The organism is Neobacillus sp. Soil_C_43, assembly GCF_057656715.1.
Genome location: NZ_JBDGJV010000022.1, coordinates 1 through 17,105, shown reverse-complemented (window position 1 = coordinate 17,105; position 17,105 = coordinate 1). Strand labels below are relative to the sequence as shown.

Sequence of the window (17,105 nt, the reverse complement as noted above, 5' to 3'; positions counted from 1 at the left end):
AAAGTGAAGCTTAAAGTGGTTGAAGATCAAAAAGAACTAGCAGATGCATTCTCCATTCGAAAGACTGTATTTGTTGAAGAACAAAAAGTACCTCTTGAAGAGGAAATCGATCAATTCGAAGATGAAGCTGTTCATTTTGTCCTGTATAACGATGGTGCGCCAATCGGTGCAGGTCGATTCCGTGTGGTTGAAGGCTATGGAAAAGTAGAACGAATTTGTGTATTAAAGGAAGCAAGAAAGACGGGTGCTGGAAATGCCATCATGAATGGCATTGAGGAGCATGCTCGTGAACAAGGGCTTCATAGGTTAAAACTTAATGCCCAAACACAAGCCATCCCCTTTTATGCTCGTCTTGGATATGAAGTTGTCTCTGAAGAATTCCTCGATGCAGGCATTCCTCATAAAACAATGATGAAAGAAATGTAACATACGAACCACTTGCCAGAGACGGCAAGTGGTTTTTTTAATTGAATGGTTAATATATGAAACACTTTCCGTCCCTATCAGGTTTTGTTATGATAGAACAGTCGTATTTATTGAAATTGAGGTTTTACTATATGAAAACTGCTATCTACCAAAATCAAACCATTGAACTTGAGCAACTAGCGAGGGAACAACATCAAAAGATATTCCTAGCTGGGAAAAATGGTGAACTCCTATGTCCTGCTTGCAAGGAAAAGGTGCAACTGTTTTTAGGAATTCAAGATCATCCACATTTTTTTCATGCACATGCTCCTAAAAAAGCTTGTTTGGAACCAAATTCTCCAGTAACCCAATTAGATGACACACCAATCTATATCGAACGGAACGGCTTTAAAATACCGCAAGGCAGAATCATTACAGAGGCCCCCAAAGATGTTGAATTTTTCAAGTCTGCAAAACATATAGAGTATCAAATTCCATTTAAACCAGCAGATGCCAGGCAGAAAAATGAGCGCCCGTCATACCTTCAGCAACTCGAAGATCAGGGAGTGGTCCTAGATGATAGCCAGGCGGCTGCTGTTATGGAAACAGAAGGTTCATTGCTAGTCTTAGCTGGTGCCGGCAGTGGGAAAACTCGGGTGTTGACTGCCAGAACAGCCTATATGATGGAAGTAAAACAAACAGATCCCCGCTCGATTATGCTTGTTACTTTTACATCAAAAGCAGCTGCGGAAATGAAGCATCGTTTGCTCACATATCCAGAAATAAACCGAGAGAAAATCAACTTACTGGTTACAGGAACCTTTCACAGCATCTTTTACCGCATACTTATGTATCATGATTCAGTGAATTGGTCGGCTCATAAACTATTAAAAAAGGAATGGCAACGGGACAAAATCCTGAAGGAAGCGGGTAAAGAACTTGATTTATCGGAAAAAGAATTTGCTTATGATCTGGCTCTTCAGCAAATTGGATTTTGGAAAAACTCCCTACTCCTGCCTAATGAAGTTAAACCTTCAACAGAGTGGGAAGAGAAAGTTGTCTTTTTATATACAAAGTATGAAGAGTTCAAACAAAGAGAAGGTTTATTTGACTTTGATGACATGCTGATTGGCTGTTATCAGCTTCTCAAAACATCTCCAGCACTTCTTCAACAATATCAAGATCGTTTTCACTATTTCTTAATCGATGAGTTTCAGGATATTAATAAGGTGCAATACGAGCTGGTTAAGCTTTTATCAGGAAAAAACAAGAACGTCTGCGCAGTCGGTGATGATGACCAGGCCATTTATAGCTTCCGAGGCAGTGACCCTAGCTATTTACTTGAGTTTGAGAAAGACTTTCCATATGCAAAATTGGTCACTCTAGACCAAAATTATCGTTCCTCTCATGAGATTGTTTCGGCAGCCAATCAAATGATCTCTGCAAATAAATTAAGAAGAACGAAGAAAATGAAGGCTCAATTCTCAGCGGGAATACTGCCAAAGTTATTTTTCCCCTATGATGAAGAAGAAGAAGCAACCATGATTGTTACTGACATTCAAGAGAAAATTGCAGCAGGAGCGAACCCTTCTGATTTTGCGATTCTTTATCGAACCAATGCTAGCTCTAGAGCCGTGTTTGAGCGCTTAGCGAACTCAAACCTTCCGTTTAAAATTGATTTGGACGCAGACTCTTTTTATGACCGTTATATAGTAAGAAGCACCCTTTCCTTTCTAAGAGTGAGTTTAAATGAAGATGATCCCCAAGCAATTGCTGACATCTTACCTTTTCTGTTTTTAAAACAGTCTCTACTTAAAGAAATAAAAGCACAAAGCATCTTAAAAGACTGTAGTTTTCTTGAGTCTCTTTCACACTTGAAAACGACACATGCTTTTCAAGAGAAAAAATTAAAAAAAGCAGTGACGCTCATTCGCGGGTTAAAACACTTGTCTCCGATTAAGGCACTTGAACAGATTGAAAAGGACATTGGTTTTCTTGATTTTCTTAAAAAACGTGGAAATGAATCGAGTAAGCTGGAAAAGGGTTCAGATGACCTGAAGGACCTGAAGGTGGCTGCAAGAAGCTTCGATACCATTGAAGCCTTATTAGTACATGCGGAGCACATGTCGGCCATGAATAAGGAAATTAAAAACTTAAGTAAGCATTTTACCGATGCCATTAGCCTGAGCACGATTCACCGGGCGAAAGGGCTAGAGTATCAAACTGTCTATATGCTTGGTGCGGTCGACGGCAGTCTTCCACATGATTATGCACTCGAAACATATAGAAACGGTGATTTCACTGCTTTAGAAGAAGAACGAAGATTATTTTATGTGGCCATGACCCGTGCACAGAATCAGCTTTTTATTTCCGTTCCCCAGCATAGAAGGGGGAAAAAGGCGTACCCATCACGTTTTTTAACACCCCTTAATAAAAAGAAGAGAGGGTGACCTATATAATTAAGTCAGCCTCTCTTCTCTTTTTACTTTTTATTCATCATTTTAGTGATTGTATTGAAGTCAAGCTGCTTACCATCATTCACAATTGATTTCACAATTTGGTCTTCCATATCTTTACTTACCGGTTTATTGGCAATTTGGGAAACTCTCCGAATTACATTACGGACAGTTTTTTCATCTTTAAAATTCGCATTTTGCAAAGAATTAGCAAGGTCGAAAATATCCTTCATATTTACGCCCGTTTTGTTTTCTATATTTTTAAAGAAACCATTATCCATCGTAAATTCACACTCCTTCATAAACTACTCTATTGTATGAAGGAGTCATAAAATGGTGAATAAAATTGGAAAAGCTAAAAAGAAACATAGGTTAAGAAAGGGTCGGCCATTCTATTGGGCCAACCCTTTCCTTCAGTTCAAGCTCACTATTTCTTAATAGAAGCTTGCACCAACAATGATTAATAGGATGAACAACACAACGATTAGAACAAAAGTTGAACCACCGCCGTAGCCATAGCCGTAGCCGCCTCCATATCCACACCACATAAACTGTCACCTCACTTTTGTAATCTCACTAATAACATATGAAAGTACATAAAAAAGTGTATAGGCATGACAGACTAAACTAAAAAAACAAGTAAAATTGTGTTTTTACCCTTTTGGTTTAAAAATAAGTGCGCCGATAAAACCAAATATAATGGCAGCTGAAATTCCAGAGCTTGTCACCTGGAACATCCCCGTTAATACCCCAATAATTCCATGTGCCTTGGCATCCTGTAAGGCTCCATGGACGAGGGCATTCCCAAAACTGGTAATTGGAATGGTTGCCCCTGCCCCGGCGAAGTCGACCAATGGCTCATACAACCCGAAACCATCCAGAACTGCTCCGGCAACAACGAGCAAGCTTAAAGTATGACCTGGAGTCAGTTTAGCTACATCAAATAATAGTTGTCCAATGACGCAGATGATTCCACCCACTACAAAGGCCCAGAAAAACATCGCTAACACAAAGGCTCACCCCATCTCTCCATTCATTTCTATCGCAACTGCGTGTGCAATACACGGAATTGATTCATTCTGCTGGAAACTTAACGGTGACAATAAAGCCCCTGTTGCAACAACTAAAATTCTTCTATATTGCCCTTTTTTCATTTGATTTAATAAGTGACCGTATAAAACGGTTGCTGAGCATCCTGCACCGCTTCCCCCAGATTGCGCCGGTTGGTCCTCCTTGTAAATCAATAAACCACAATCCTGGAATTGTCTTCGCTCCAATTTAAGGCCGCTTTTGTTTAATAATTCAAAGGCAGTATCATGTCCGATTCTTCCAAGATCGCCAGTAACAATTAAATCATAATAGGATGGGTCCAACTCTAAGTCACGAAAATGAGCCATGATGGTATCTGCCGCAGCTGGCGCCATTGCCCCACCCATATTAAAGGGATCGGTTAAGCCCATATCAATCACTTTTCCGATGGTTGCAGCAGTTGTCACAGGTTCGAACCGATCAGGTTCATTAGGCTGCACAAGTGCTACTCCTGCACCCGTAATGGTCCATTGCGCGGTAGGAGGTTTTTGACCACCATATTCAGTTGGATACCGAAACTGTTTCTCTACTGCTGCGTTATGGCTTGATGCACCTGTAAGGACGTATTTAGCTCCCTGGTAGTTCACCACGAAAGAAGACAGCGCTAAGCCTTCCATGGAAGTCGAGCAAGCTCCAAACAGACCAAAGTATGGAATCTGCATCGTCCGTGCCGCAAAACTCGTCGGTGTGATTTGATTGATCAAATCTCCTGCAAATAAAAATTGGATTTGTTCTTTTTGAACTTTTCCTTTATCCAAGGCAACCTTAATTGCTTCTTCAAGTAATAATCTATGGGCCTTTTCATAGGACTCTTTTCCCATCCATAAGTCTTCATACAATAGATCAAAATCATTGGCCAATTTTCCATTTGCTTCAAATGGTCCACCCGTTACGCCAGTTGCTGTGATCATTGGGCGGTTTGCGAACACCCATGATTGATGCCCTTTTAACAATTACAATACCCCCCACATCACAAGTAGCGTTTTAATTAATGCAACTACAAAAGCGGAAAAAACTCCGAAGAGAATGACCGATCCAGCCAATTTAAACATATTTCCACCAACTCCAAGAACAAACCCTTCTGTCCGGTGCTCAATGGCAGCCGAGATGACTGCATTACCAAAACCAGTTACCGGCACAGCACTCCCTGCTCCTGCAAATTGACCTAATCGATCGTAAACGCCAAACCCAGTTAATAGCATTGAAAAAAAGACCATAGTTGCGACTGTTGGGTTTCCAACGCTCTGTTCAGTAAAATTAAAAAAGTAAATATAAAAATAACTAACAGCTTGACCAATTACACAAATGAGCCCACCTACAAAAAAAGCTTTTATACAATTCTTTAAGACCGGTCTCTTTATTTCATGTTTTTGCTGTAGTTGTTGATAGTTTCGCTGCTGAAGTGTTGTGTTTTTTTGTTTGTTACTCGGCATCGTATTCTCCCCTTCTTACTTCATATCTTCTGTCATTTTTACAATTTCATTAAAGCGTTTTTCAGCTTTCTGGTTAGAGAAATCAGATGATTTAATATGTTCCTTTAGTCTCACAGCTTCTAAAAATACCTTATAATCGCTTGAAACTGTAAAGTTTTCTTTTGGGTATTTTTCCTCCAGCATCTTATTTACATTTTTTTCTATCGCTTTCATTCGAAAACGATGTAAATGTTTAACTTTATAAACAACTAAAGTATCTTTCTTACCCTTGACCACAGCAACATCGTAAAGCTCTGGATGAGAACTAACATCCTTTTTAATTTCTTCCACACGGTCACTATGCTTCTTATTAGAAATAATAACCGGCTTAGGATTAGTTGTTTTCATGAGAGCTAATTGGCTATCCTTGACAGGTTGATTATTACTACAAGCGGACAGTAAAATTAGACAGGTGAATAATATTAATCGATAACTAGTGATCATCTGATTCCCTTTCCTTATTCCATTATTTATAATTAGTTTTTTCGAGAAAGCCCAAAATTATGACAAGATCATCTTTATTTTTACTTATTAGCCCTTTGGGTAAAAATAAAAAACTGCCAGATTAACTAGCAGTTTTTTCTATCACTTTGAAGTTTTCTTTCCACAGCCGCAGCCTTTTTTCTTAATCTTATTGGACGGCTTATAAGATTGAATTGTTTGTGTAGTTTGTGTTGATTGTGTATTTTTCTTATTCGTATCCATCTACCTCTCTCCTTTTGTCGAAAAAATTTCTACTAAGATAGAATATGAACGACAACTATGTCTTGTCTCAGCGAAACAATTAATTTCTGATAAATTGCTGAACAAATAGTTCTATAATGGAAGCCAACCCGGCTATCGCCAATATAAGAGTAATGGGTTCCGATACACCAGGGAAAAGATAATTGAAGCTTGTTATGAACGTTGCTGCCCAAATGCCAGTACACCAATAACAACTTAATAGTTCACCCATAAATTTCTTTATCCCTGTTCTTTTCGTAATATAATAAACCTCTATCTCCCCGTCCTCATTCTTCTCACTTACTTCATCAAAAAAGGGTTGACGAATAAATTCAGTTATCTTATCAAATACAAGTAATCGTGTTAACCGAAAGCTAGCCAAGGATAAGACTAAGAAGCTGAGAAACGTTATTTTCATGGTTATTCACCCTTTCCTTTTCGAAAACCCTGCGAAAATTCCTCATTATCCGCCTAATTTAGCTAAAACAGGCTATTGTCCGTAACCCAAAACCGCTCTGTTAAATATGTTAGTAGTGTAAGATATATCACGAATAAGGAGGAAAAAATAAATGGGTTGTGGAAGAAATCATCATGACAATGACAGTGCAAACTGTGTTTGCCAAGTAGTTCGTGCCATTAAAGACATCCAAGATAATGCTGTAGAAGAAGAGTGTGCAGAATGTACCAGCTGTTTTACTGAACCACTAGGTACGCTAGTATCACCATCTAGGAGAGATCCAGTTGATACTCGTGTATTTGTGTTAAGTACAGCAGACGGTTCACCATTCCATGCGTTCTTTAGCAACGAAAGTAATGCTTGTGTGTCCATCTACTTCCGAGTAGAAGACGTATTCGATAACTGCTGTGCAACACTTCGTGTTTTAGTACCAGGCAAACGTGATGGCGGAAACTTCTGTCCAGTAAACTTAGTTTCTGGCGGAGATAAATGCTGTATTGACCTTACAAAAGTTTGCCAGGTTGAGCGCTTCCGTGCAAGCAACGACTGTATTACAGTTGATTTAAGCTGCTTCTGTGCAGTACAATGTATCGCAGACGTTAACCTAGGTATTTGTAACTAAGAAATCAGAAAATGTATATTAGCCAGTCGTTTATCGGCTGGCTTTTTTATTATCTTTTTATACCAATCATAATAATGTCCTTTAACTCCACTAAAGGAATATCTATCGTTGATTGGTCATGAAATTGAATGGTAATCTGACCGTCATCATAGGCAGTTAAGTAACCGGTATAATTCTCTTCTTTTGTATAAAAGACACAAGGCACTGGCGGTAATACCTTAGGAAAATTAATTAAATAATCCAATCGTTCTCTAATATTCAAATCTTTAAAGGGTTTTACCCTTTTAAAAGATGGTTTTGGTTCTTGCTGATGTAGGTTGTCTGAGGATGGAAGAGTGGCTTCTTTTTTTGTTTCGGCTTCTTGCACGATTTCTTTTTTAGCAAGAGATATTTTCTTCTTACTTTCTGTTTCAACCGGTTTCTCTTCTTCTAGTTCCTCTTGATCTCCTTTACTAATATAAATTTCTTGCATGTTTGTATTAGAAGGAGTTCTAGAAAATGGCTGATTAACATATAAAAGCGGTCCTTGATTCTTCTTAGTTGACATGCACAGTACCTCCTATCGCGTAATTCTACACTTTATATGTATGCGAAAAGCCTACACGCGTTCATACTAAATAGGTAAATCCCCATATTAAAAGCCCGCTTTGGCAGCGGGCTTTCTTATATTATGGCTCTGTTAAACTTGCCTGTTGATTTCCTCTCCAGGCACTTCGCTTTCCGTGGGTGTTTCGGCGAGCCTCCTCGGCGCTTGCGCCTGCGGGGTCTCCCCTGAACCATACTCCCACAGGAGTCTTCGTGCCTTCCGCTCCAATCAACAGGGTGTAAAAATCAACACTGTTCTTTAATACAGCCTATATTATAGAATATGGAATCCAGAATCAACGTGAATGTTTTCCCCAGTTATTCCTCTAGCCAGGTCACTAAATAGGAATAGAGCTGTATCTCCAACTTCTTCAGGCGTTGTTGGTCTGCGTAATGGTGCTTTTTCTTCGATTTCTTTTAAGATCGAGTTAAAATCACTTACACCCTTAGCGGAAAGTGTACGAATTGGGCCAGCTGAAATAGAATTGACACGAATGTTTTCTTTTCCAAGGTCTGCTGCTAAGTAACGGACACTTGCATCCAATGAAGCTTTTGCTACACCCATTACATTATAGTTTGGTATAGCTCTTTCGCCGCCAAGGTACGTCAAGGTTACAATGCTACCGCCTTCTGTCATTAATCCTCTTGCCTCTTTCGCAACCGCGGTTAATGAGTAGGCACTAATATTGTGAGCAAGTAAGAAGCCCTCTCTTGTTGTATTCATATATTCCCCTTGAAGCTCTTCTTTGTTAGCAAAAGCGATACAGTGGGCAACACCTTGAATAGCGCCAACCGCTTCCTTGATTTCAGCAAAACATTTTGCCACATCTTCATCTCTTGTTACGTCACAAGGAAGTACAAGTGTTCCTTCTGCTTCTAAAGAGTTCGCTAATTCACGAACACTACTTTCTAATCTTTCTCCCGCATACGTAAAAATTAATCTTGCGCCTGCATTGTGGAGGGAGCGGGCAATTCCCCATGCAATACTGCGTTTATTGGCAACACCCATTACCACATATGTTTTTCCAGCTAATGAAAGATTCATATTGAAAATTCCTCCTACAATAATTACGAGTTATTAGTACTTGGTACTAAGTTTACACTAAATTGTCACAAATGAAAAGTATACATATTTTTTAAGGCTAACATGTTTCGCAGAATTCAAGTTCCCTTTTTAACTCATCTACATATTCCTTGGTACCAGTAACGATTAAGCGATCATGCATCTGTAGTTCCGTATCACCATGTGGAACAATTGAATCCTTCCCTCTGAAAATACGTACAAAAATAATATCACCTGTAAACGGGAATCTTCTTAGAAGCATACCATCAAAATGAGTATTCATCATAACAATTTCGTATAATCCCGCTTCTTGGTTTGTTAAAATGTTAATTAAAGTTGGTGACTCAATCATAGCCCGTAGCAAAGCTTTTGATGACATAAATGCGGAGAATACCTCAATATCATGCTCTCTTAAGTTTTGCTCTAAATCAGGACTTTCAATTCGCGCAATAACCCTTGGAACGCCCTTATCTTTAGCTGCAATGGAAAGAGTAGAGTTCAGCTCCTCATCTCCTGTCGAAATAACAACAATCTCTGATTGATACACCTTCGTGTTTTCAATCGTTTTCATTGAATAATCGGGAAGCTCTACAATTTCAAACAGTGAATCAGCAATTTGTTTGTCTGATTTATCCATTTTCGTATGATACAGGACAGGGTCATAAAGGCCAGATTTTAATTCCCGAGATACAGGCAGAGTAACCTGGTTCGCACCAAGGAAAGATACGCTGACTTTTTTACCCCCGGCCACTTCTTTTGGAAACAGCTTTTTAAATACAATGGGCGTAAAAATGGACGTAATCACGGCCACCAGGATCAATGTCCCTTTCATTTGTTCCGTAATAACTCCAATCCTTTCTCCAATTGTTGATGCAGCGATGACAAGCGACAGGGTCGATGTGAGTAGAAAACCAGATGCAATAACCGTTTTTGTATCATACCAAATTTTTAAAAAATAGACCGGAATAAGCTTTGATAACAAGAGTCCGATTAAAAGAAGGGGAATTAATAACAAAAGCTTTTTCTCACTAAAAAGTGACCAAACATCAAGATTTACACCAACCATAACAAAAAAGATTGGAATCAAAAATCCATAGCCAAAGGAATCCAGTTTATGTACCAACTCCTGGTTTGGCGATAGCAACGAGACGAGTACACCAGCGAGAAATGCCCCAAGGATATTTTCGGCTCCCACTGTTTCCGATAATCCAACTAAGACGATAATAAGGGTAAACACAGCTCTAGTACCAATCTGAACGGTCCCTGTAGATAAGCTCTCAATGATGGAGCGATTTTTAAATCTTTTACCTACGAAATATAGAATGACTCCTGCCGCAAATAAAATTAAAAGAAGCCATGTGTTCCCGTGCCCTGCTTCATAAAGTGAGACAAAAATAGCTAGTAAGATCATCGTCACCAAATCGGCAATAACGGCTACTAGTAAAATGATTTGGCCAATGACTGTTTTCATGAGATGTGCTTCTTTGAGGGTTGGTACAACCACTCCTAGGGAAATGGTTGAAATGATTAAGGTCATTAAGAAGGCATTATCAATAAAGCCAGCCATTACAAACAAATACGATAAGCCGAGTGAAAAGATAAATATCCCAGCAAAAATAACCGTTGCCACGACAAATGTATTGGGCTCCATTTTACCGTTTGGAAGCCGGTCCCGTTTTTTACTTCCCGTGAAAGCAGTAAAATCAATTTCCAGTCCACTTAAAAACATAAGGAAAATAAATCCGAGAGTAGAGAGTGTAGACAGCCACATATCTTCATGAACCACATTAAAACCGCTTTTTCCAATAATCAATCCCACAATAATTTCAGCTACAACTACAGGAATAAAATTCATTTTAAAGCGATGTAGGAAAATGGGTGTTAAAAATGCCATGGTGACAACAATGAGCAAAGAAATTACTGAAACATGCTGCTCCATTCTTGTTCCTCCTCTCGAATCCTTTTAAGGATAAGGATTCTTTTTTTATAAAATTGAACAATTTCACAAAAAATAAGTATAAAGGGGTGTTTCTTATGAAAATAGATATTATTGGTGATATTCATGGATGCTTACATGAATTTAAAGATCTTACCTTAGAACTAGGATACAATTGGGACAATGGGATTCCTATTCATCCAAAAGGAAGAGTACTTGGGTTTGTTGGTGATTTAACGGACCGAGGACCTGAATCATTAAAAGTAATTGAAATTGTTTGGCAGCTCGTCATTAAACAGAGTAAGGCATTCTATACACCTGGAAACCATTGCAATAAATTGTACCGTTTCTTTCTAGGGAATAAAGTTCAAATCGCACACGGCCTTGAAACTACTGTTGCAGAATATGAATTATTATATAAGAAAGAGCAAGAGTCCATTCGTAAAAAATTTATGGAATTGTATGAAAAGGCGCCTCTTTACTTAGTATTAGACAAACAAAAACTTGTAATCGCTCACGCAGGAATTAAACAAGAATTTATCGGACAAACCCATTCAAAAGTAAAAGAATTCGTCCTCTATGGTGATATTTCGGGTGAAAAACATCCTGATGGCTCACCAGTCAGAAGGGATTGGGCAAAAAAATATCATGGCGATCCTTGTATTGTGTACGGACATACTCCCGTTAAAGAGCCGCGTGTAATCAACAATACATATAATATCGATACCGGGGCTGTGTTTGGAGGAAAACTAACTGCAATAAGGTATCCTGAAATGGAACTTGTTTCTGTTCCTTCTACTATGCCATACATTGAAGAAAAATTTAAACAATTTGATTAAGGAAAAATGAAGGAGGCTGACCACTAAATGTCAGCCTCCTTAATTATTGCATAGATATCCGGTGGAAGTGGTGCTAAAAAGGACATTTCCGTTCCCAGGATAGGGTGCTTAAACTGGATTCCTTTGCAATGAAGAGCCTGCCTACTAAGTAATGAGGTATCTCCTCCATATAAATCATCACCAAGTAATGGATGACCAATAAAGGACATATGCACCCTAATTTGATGGGTCCGTCCAGTTTCCAAGTTTAATTTAACATGTGTAAAAGCTGGATACCTCTTAATTACCTGAAAATGTGTACAGGCGTATTGTCCGTCATCACGGACCTCTCTTTCAATAATACTATTTTCTTTTCGTCCAATAGGTTCCTTAATCGTTCCGCCCTCAGACAACACAACACCACCTGCAAGTGCTTCATAGGTCCGCTTCACTAAACCCTTCTGCTGCATCATGCTAAAAAGATGATGAACATGTCGATGTTTAGCTACTAAAACCATTCCGGAAGTATCTCTATCCAGACGAGTGACTATATGCGATGTAGCCTGAAGCCCTATCTGCTGATAATAGCCTACCAATGCATTAGCAAGACTCCCCACGGGGTGCTCTCTAGATGGGATTGTATTCATCCCTGACGGCTTATTCACAACCAGTAAAAACTCATCTTCAAACAGAATATCCAAGGGAATTGCTTCTCCCTTACCCCCTTCGCTTGGGCTTTCAAGAGGAAATAAGAGCCGTAACTCATCACCCGTTCTCAATTTATAACGGACATTTACCTCTTCTCTATTTACCTGAATACTACCGCCCTTAAACTTTATGTCAGTTAAGGCAGTTCGAGAAACCTCTTCCTTTTTTAGAAAATCTTTAATGAGCATGCCAGTATGGTCATCATCAATGAACCACTTTAATTGAAAACGAGAATCCATCATTCTCCCTCCGGCTTAATCAGAAATAAATGAGTCATGCACTCTTTTCCAGAAAGGAAACGGCCGGAAACGGGCAAAACGTATTTTTTCGTCAGGTACTCTAAATTGAATGGATTTGACATCCTTATGCAGAAGCGTTAAATGATCAACAGTTATTTGAAAATCAGTTCGATTGACAGGTTTTAGCATACAGGTATGGTGTGCTGGCAGGATTAATGGCGAGCCAACTGTTCTAAAAACCTTATTATTAATGGATGCCATTTCTGCCACTTGAATAGCAGAGATAGACGGATGAATGATTGCTCCCCCCAATGCCTTATTGTAAGCCGTGCTACCAGAAGGGGTAGAAACACACAAACCGTCCCCACGAAACCGTTCAAAATGCTGTCCACGTATTTCTACGTCCATAACCAGTGTTCCCTCGACACTTTTAACTGTAGATTCGTTTAAAGCTAAATATCTTGATTCTTTACCAGCGTGTGTATAACGAATAATTACTTCAAGAAGCGGATATTCCACTACCTGATATGGAGTTTTAGCGATGGCAATAACCAGCTTTTCAATTTCATCAGGGATCCAATCTGCATAGAAACCAAGATGTCCTGTATGAATTCCGACAAATGCCGTTTTATCAAGACGACTACTATAACGGTGGAAAGCGTAAAGCAGCGTTCCGTCGCCCCCAATGGAGACAACGATATCCGGTTGGTCTTCATCGTACGTTAGATCAAAATCAAGTAAATACGTTCTCATCTTGTGCATCAAAATATTGGATTTTTGATCTCCTTTTGATGTAATGGCAAATTTCATATTATTTTGCTCCTTGTATGAATGGGATTCAAAAGGCATCTGTGGATTAGTTTTTTTCTTCCTGCTTTAATTCTTTTTTCCTTGAGAAAAAAGCCTGTGCTTCTTGGATTTCCCCACGAATTAAGGACATTTCCTCATCCAATCGGAAAGCAGCTTCTGCTGCTCGTTGCAGTCTCATCATGATATCACTTGGAAAAATCCCTTTATATTTATAGTTTAACGTATGTTCAATGGTTGCCCAAAAGTTCATTGCTAGTGTTCTGATTTGGATTTCAGCTAAAATTTTCTTTTCCCCATGAATCGTTTGAACAGGATAGCAAATTACGACATGATAGGAACGATATCCGCTTGTTTTTTTATGTGAGATATAATCCCTCTCTTCCACAATTTCAAAGTCATTCCTATTTCTTAACAAATCAACTACCGTATGAATATCATCGACAAATTGACACATAATGCGCATTCCCGCAATATCCTGCATTTCTTCTTCAAGACGTTCAAGCGGAATTCCTTTTTGGTTAGCCTTATCTAAAATACTCGCAATTGGTTTAACTCTTCCTGTAACAAATTCAATAGGTGAATGAGTAGAATCCAGATCAAATTGACCTCTCATCCCCTTTAATTTTATTTTTAGTTCTGCCACCGCTTGTTTATATGGCGCTAAAAATAGGTCCCAATGCTTCATGATTCCACCCTCAATCAACTAAAATAAGCTCTCTACTTTCGTAACCATTTCGCTGCCATAGTTACTGTTTCCTTTAATATTATTAATGACATAATCTAATTCATCATGAAAATTAATCAATTCTATTTGTTGCTCAGTTGTGGAAATCCATGCCGGCATCTTTTCTTCTAGAGCTTGCTTTAAATAAGGCCAGATTTGTTCTGGTAAAACAATGTATGTATAATCTTCTTGTTGCTCCATTAAATAAATAAAAGAATAATGATCAGAGTCCACTAGAATTTGTTCACAAGGCACTAATCCATTAATGGTCTCATTTGTTTCCAATAGTAGCTTTTCTTCTGTTATGATTGCGTTTAGTATTGTTATTCTTTTTTTCATTGTTCGACCTCCATTTTTCACCCTCTTATTTTAGCATAATTCGTTCATTTCTCCCAAGGATTGCAGTCGAAGATGAAGAGTTAATAAAAATTGATTGATTAATTGAAAGGAATCAGATATGTCACAAAATATTGAGATTGAATTTAAAAATATACTCACTGAATCAGAATATAAAAGACTTTTAAATGCACTCGAAATAGATCAAACACAAATCTTTTCACAGGAAAATCATTACTTTGATACTCCCAGTTTTTCCTTAAAGGAAGCAGGCTCAGCACTTAGAATCCGAAAAAAGAAGCATCATTTTGAGATGACTTTAAAACAACCAGCCGCTGTCGGTCTTTTAGAAACTAATCAAATCCTTACAGAAGATGAAGTAACTACGGCACTTCAATCCGGAAAGTTACCAACGGGGGTTATTCAACAACTAATTGAAGCAAATGGAATACCTTTTTCTAAAATTGAGTATTTTGGTCATCTGTTAACGAATAGAGTAGAAATTCCTTACAAGAAAGGCTTATTAGTCCTTGATCATAGCTCATATCTAAACAAAGAAGATTATGAATTGGAGTATGAAGTGGAAGACTACAAAGAAGGTCAGCTTATTTTCCGGGAATTCTTGTCTTTCTATAAGATTCCAGAACGGAAAACGGAGAATAAAATTCGTCGTTTTTATATGCAAAAATATAAAATGAATGAGTAGTATGTCTAAAATTCCTTTTTTTAAAGCAATAAATTTGTGCTATGAAAACGGCATTGATAAAATTAAAAATACAAAAGGGTAAAAAGGAGTTGTCAACATGAATGAGAAAAAGCTAACACCATATGAGGCTATTGGTGAAGGTACACTACACCAATTAATTGACACATTTTACGGCCTTGTTGCACAACATCCTGATCTTGCACCGATTTTCCCAAATGAATTTACAGAAATTGCTAGAAAGCAAAAGCAATTTTTAACTCAATATTTAGGTGGACCAGCCCTCTATACAGAAGAACATGGGCATCCAATGATGCGAGCACGCCATTTGCCTTTCCCTGTTTCACCAAAACGGGCTAATGCTTGGTTAGCTTGTATGACAAAAGCAATGGACGAAGTTGGATTACATGGTCCGATAAGAGATGATTTTTACTCCAGGCTTTATCTTACTGCTCAACACATGATAAACACGCCAGACGGCGATGAGATTTCAGGTGAAAATCGTGAGTAATTCGAATTCGAATGGTCCCAAGCAACGATGTGGCGGAATTGAAAAAAAGCCAATCGAAATCTATATGTTTATAGATCCGTTATGTCCCGAATGCTGGGCTATTGAACCTATACTAAAAAAACTGAAAATTGAATACGGTCGATATTTTTCAATAAAGCATGTATTAAGTGGACGGTTGGCCGATTTAAATTTGAGTAAAAAGAAGAACTATGAAACCATTGCAGATTTATGGGAAAAGACTGCAAGCCGTTCAGGCATGTCGTGTGATGGCACCCTATGGTTGGAGAATCCGGTCGATACACCATTTACCGTATCCATTGCCATAAAAGCAGCTGAGTTACAAGGAAGACGAGCAGGAATACGTTTTTTCCGAAGAATTCAGGAGATGTTGTTTTTAGAAAAACAAAATATATCTAATTTAGAGGTATTAAAGGATTGTGCAAAGACATCTGGCCTAGATGTGGAAGAATTTCTAAGTGACATTCATTCCGAAAGTGCTGCTAAGGCCTTTCAATGTGACCTTAAAATCACTTCAGAAATGGATGTCACTGAAATTCCAACTTTGGTTTTCTTTAATGAAAACGCTGAGGATGAAGGTATTAAAATAACAGGAACATATCCTTACGAGGTCTATGTGCAGATATTAGAGGAAATGCTTTCTGAGAAGCCTGTATTATCCCCTCCACCGCCATTAGAATCATTTATGAAGTTTTTTAAGTTTGTAGCATCTAAAGAAATTGCAGTGGTTTATAATATGTCCATTTCACAGATTGAACGAGAAATGAAAAAATTGCTTCTTAAACAGGTTGTTGAGCAAATTCCCGCTAAATACGGAACGTTTTGGAGATATATTGAAGACTAAGACAGGTAATGGTTCATATGGACCAACACCTGTTTTTTTTGTAGACTTTGTTGCTTTCTGTTGCCTACTTTAACGCAGGTTTAATGAATTCAATGACAATCGTGTCTGAACGTGGGAGAACTTCTGACAGTGTTTTGGTTTTTCGCGCTTACTCTGTCAGAAGTTGGCTTGTCTTCTGACATTGTTTTGGTTTTTCGTGCCTGCTCTGTCCGAAGTTACCTTGCCTTCTGACAGTGTTTTGGTTTTTTACGGTTACTTTGTCTGATGTTGGCTTGTCTTCTGACAGTGTTTTGGTTTTTCACACTTACTCTGTCAGAAGTTCGCTTACCTTCTGACAGTGTTTTGGTTTTTCACGCTTACTCTGTCAGAAGTTCGCTTACCTTCTGACAGTGTTTTGGTTTTTTACGCTTACTCTGTCCAAAGTTCGCTTGCCTTCTGACAGTGTTTTGGTTTTTCACACTTACTCTGTCAGAAGTTCGCTTACCTTCTGAAAGTGTTTCACCTTTTTTAGTCAAGCCCATTATTATGTGTAAATTCATTCCTCATGAAAAACAATGTTAAGCAGATGAATTATTTTTGGTGTACT

Annotated in this window: 21 protein-coding genes; 7 read left to right on the top strand and 14 right to left on the bottom strand. The window is 38.4% G+C overall.

Annotation, left to right across the window (positions count from 1 at the left end; all coding sequences use genetic code 11):
- The first annotated feature begins 3 nt into the window (after nt 1-3).
- Both AC3A54_RS22180 and AC3A54_RS22175 read left to right on the top strand, forming a co-directional pair.
- Nucleotides 4-426, top strand: coding sequence for a GNAT family N-acetyltransferase (locus AC3A54_RS22180; protein ID WP_487656262.1), 423 nt, complete (start codon nt 4-6; stop codon nt 424-426).
- 131 nt (nt 427-557) lie between these two features.
- On the top strand, nt 558-2,855 hold the full coding sequence (locus AC3A54_RS22175; protein ID WP_487656261.1) for a UvrD-helicase domain-containing protein: 2,298 nt from the start codon (nt 558-560) through the stop codon (nt 2,853-2,855).
- Nucleotides 2,856-2,887: 32 nt separating this feature from the next.
- Here the strand turns inward: AC3A54_RS22175 and spoVIF are convergent, their stop codons facing one another.
- The 7 genes from spoVIF to AC3A54_RS22140 form a co-directional block, all read right to left on the bottom strand.
- On the bottom strand, nt 2,888-3,142 hold the full coding sequence (gene spoVIF / locus AC3A54_RS22170) for a sporulation-specific transcription regulator SpoVIF (protein WP_308080504.1): 255 nt from the start codon (nt 3,140-3,142) through the stop codon (nt 2,888-2,890).
- Nucleotides 3,143-3,295: 153 nt separating this feature from the next.
- Complete coding sequence (locus AC3A54_RS22165) at nt 3,296-3,409, bottom strand: YjcZ family sporulation protein (protein ID WP_307289411.1); 114 nt, start codon at nt 3,407-3,409, stop codon at nt 3,296-3,298.
- A 105-nt stretch (nt 3,410-3,514) separates the two neighbouring features.
- On the bottom strand, nt 3,515-3,871 hold the full coding sequence (gene spoVAE, locus AC3A54_RS22160) for a stage V sporulation protein AE (protein ID WP_308080507.1): 357 nt from the start codon (nt 3,869-3,871) through the stop codon (nt 3,515-3,517).
- Between the two features lie 6 nt (nt 3,872-3,877).
- On the bottom strand, nt 3,878-4,903 hold the full coding sequence (gene spoVAD / locus AC3A54_RS22155) for a stage V sporulation protein AD (protein ID WP_308080508.1): 1,026 nt from the start codon (nt 4,901-4,903) through the stop codon (nt 3,878-3,880).
- On the bottom strand, nt 4,904-5,383 hold the full coding sequence (gene spoVAC, locus AC3A54_RS22150; RefSeq protein ID WP_308080509.1) for a stage V sporulation protein AC: 480 nt from the start codon (nt 5,381-5,383) through the stop codon (nt 4,904-4,906). It lies immediately after the preceding gene.
- 15 nt (nt 5,384-5,398) lie between these two features.
- Nucleotides 5,399-5,770 (bottom strand): sporulation protein, encoded by a 372-nt coding sequence (locus tag AC3A54_RS22145; RefSeq protein WP_487656260.1) that lies wholly within the window; start codon nt 5,768-5,770, stop codon nt 5,399-5,401.
- A gap of 436 nt (nt 5,771-6,206) precedes the next feature.
- Nucleotides 6,207-6,563 carry a DUF1360 domain-containing protein gene (locus tag AC3A54_RS22140; protein ID WP_487656259.1) on the bottom strand — a complete coding sequence of 119 codons (357 nt, stop codon included), beginning with the start codon at nt 6,561-6,563 and terminating at the stop codon, nt 6,207-6,209.
- 151 nt (nt 6,564-6,714) lie between these two features.
- On the opposite strand from AC3A54_RS22140, the gene AC3A54_RS22135 reads away from it, so the two are divergent.
- Entirely contained in the window at nt 6,715-7,224 is a 510-nt protein-coding gene (locus AC3A54_RS22135; RefSeq protein WP_308080512.1) for a CotY/CotZ family spore coat protein, read from the top strand.
- A gap of 49 nt (nt 7,225-7,273) precedes the next feature.
- Here AC3A54_RS22135 and AC3A54_RS22130 read toward each other — a convergent pair whose 3' ends face one another.
- The 3 genes from AC3A54_RS22130 to AC3A54_RS22120 all read right to left on the bottom strand — a co-directional run bounded on the left by AC3A54_RS22130 (nt 7,274) and on the right by AC3A54_RS22120 (nt 10,811).
- The gene (locus AC3A54_RS22130; protein WP_487656258.1) at nt 7,274-7,771 is read right to left on the bottom strand and encodes a CotO family spore coat protein; all 498 of its coding nucleotides are present in this window, start codon (nt 7,769-7,771) and stop codon (nt 7,274-7,276) included.
- A 312-nt stretch (nt 7,772-8,083) separates the two neighbouring features.
- Nucleotides 8,084-8,854, bottom strand: coding sequence for an enoyl-ACP reductase FabI (gene fabI, locus AC3A54_RS22125; RefSeq protein WP_335527089.1), 771 nt, complete (start codon nt 8,852-8,854; stop codon nt 8,084-8,086).
- A 97-nt stretch (nt 8,855-8,951) separates the two neighbouring features.
- Entirely contained in the window at nt 8,952-10,811 is a 1,860-nt protein-coding gene (locus tag AC3A54_RS22120) for a cation:proton antiporter domain-containing protein (RefSeq protein WP_487656257.1), read from the bottom strand.
- 95 nt (nt 10,812-10,906) lie between these two features.
- Between AC3A54_RS22120 and prpE the strand changes: the two genes are divergently transcribed.
- Entirely contained in the window at nt 10,907-11,647 is a 741-nt protein-coding gene (gene prpE, locus AC3A54_RS22115; protein ID WP_487656256.1) for a bis(5'-nucleosyl)-tetraphosphatase PrpE, read from the top strand.
- 23 nt (nt 11,648-11,670) lie between these two features.
- Here prpE and AC3A54_RS22110 read toward each other — a convergent pair whose 3' ends face one another.
- Genes AC3A54_RS22110 through AC3A54_RS22095 form a run of 4 tightly spaced genes read right to left on the bottom strand, consistent with a single transcriptional unit; the run spans nt 11,671 to nt 14,446 of the window.
- Nucleotides 11,671-12,576, bottom strand: coding sequence for an RluA family pseudouridine synthase (locus AC3A54_RS22110; RefSeq protein WP_487656255.1), 906 nt, complete (start codon nt 12,574-12,576; stop codon nt 11,671-11,673).
- A gap of 12 nt (nt 12,577-12,588) precedes the next feature.
- Nucleotides 12,589-13,383: an NAD kinase gene (locus tag AC3A54_RS22105; RefSeq protein ID WP_308080519.1), complete on the bottom strand. Its 795-nt coding sequence runs from the start codon at nt 13,381-13,383 to the stop codon at nt 12,589-12,591.
- 46 nt (nt 13,384-13,429) lie between these two features.
- Nucleotides 13,430-14,068 carry a GTP diphosphokinase gene (gene yjbM, locus AC3A54_RS22100; protein ID WP_308080520.1) on the bottom strand — a complete coding sequence of 213 codons (639 nt, stop codon included), beginning with the start codon at nt 14,066-14,068 and terminating at the stop codon, nt 13,430-13,432.
- Between the two features lie 18 nt (nt 14,069-14,086).
- Nucleotides 14,087-14,446: a UPF0738 family protein gene (locus AC3A54_RS22095; protein ID WP_487656254.1), complete on the bottom strand. Its 360-nt coding sequence runs from the start codon at nt 14,444-14,446 to the stop codon at nt 14,087-14,089.
- Between the two features lie 118 nt (nt 14,447-14,564).
- Between AC3A54_RS22095 and AC3A54_RS22090 the strand changes: the two genes are divergently transcribed.
- The 3 genes from AC3A54_RS22090 to AC3A54_RS22080 all read left to right on the top strand — a co-directional run bounded on the left by AC3A54_RS22090 (nt 14,565) and on the right by AC3A54_RS22080 (nt 16,519).
- Entirely contained in the window at nt 14,565-15,149 is a 585-nt protein-coding gene (locus AC3A54_RS22090; protein WP_487656253.1) for a CYTH domain-containing protein, read from the top strand.
- A gap of 97 nt (nt 15,150-15,246) precedes the next feature.
- Complete coding sequence (locus AC3A54_RS22085) at nt 15,247-15,657, top strand: globin domain-containing protein (RefSeq protein ID WP_487656252.1); 411 nt, start codon at nt 15,247-15,249, stop codon at nt 15,655-15,657.
- On the top strand, nt 15,629-16,519 hold the full coding sequence (locus AC3A54_RS22080) for a ClpXP adapter SpxH family protein (RefSeq protein WP_420489840.1): 891 nt from the start codon (nt 15,629-15,631) through the stop codon (nt 16,517-16,519). The genes AC3A54_RS22085 and AC3A54_RS22080 overlap by 29 nt, the downstream gene beginning before the upstream one ends.
- Nucleotides 16,520-17,105: the final 586 nt, after the last annotated feature.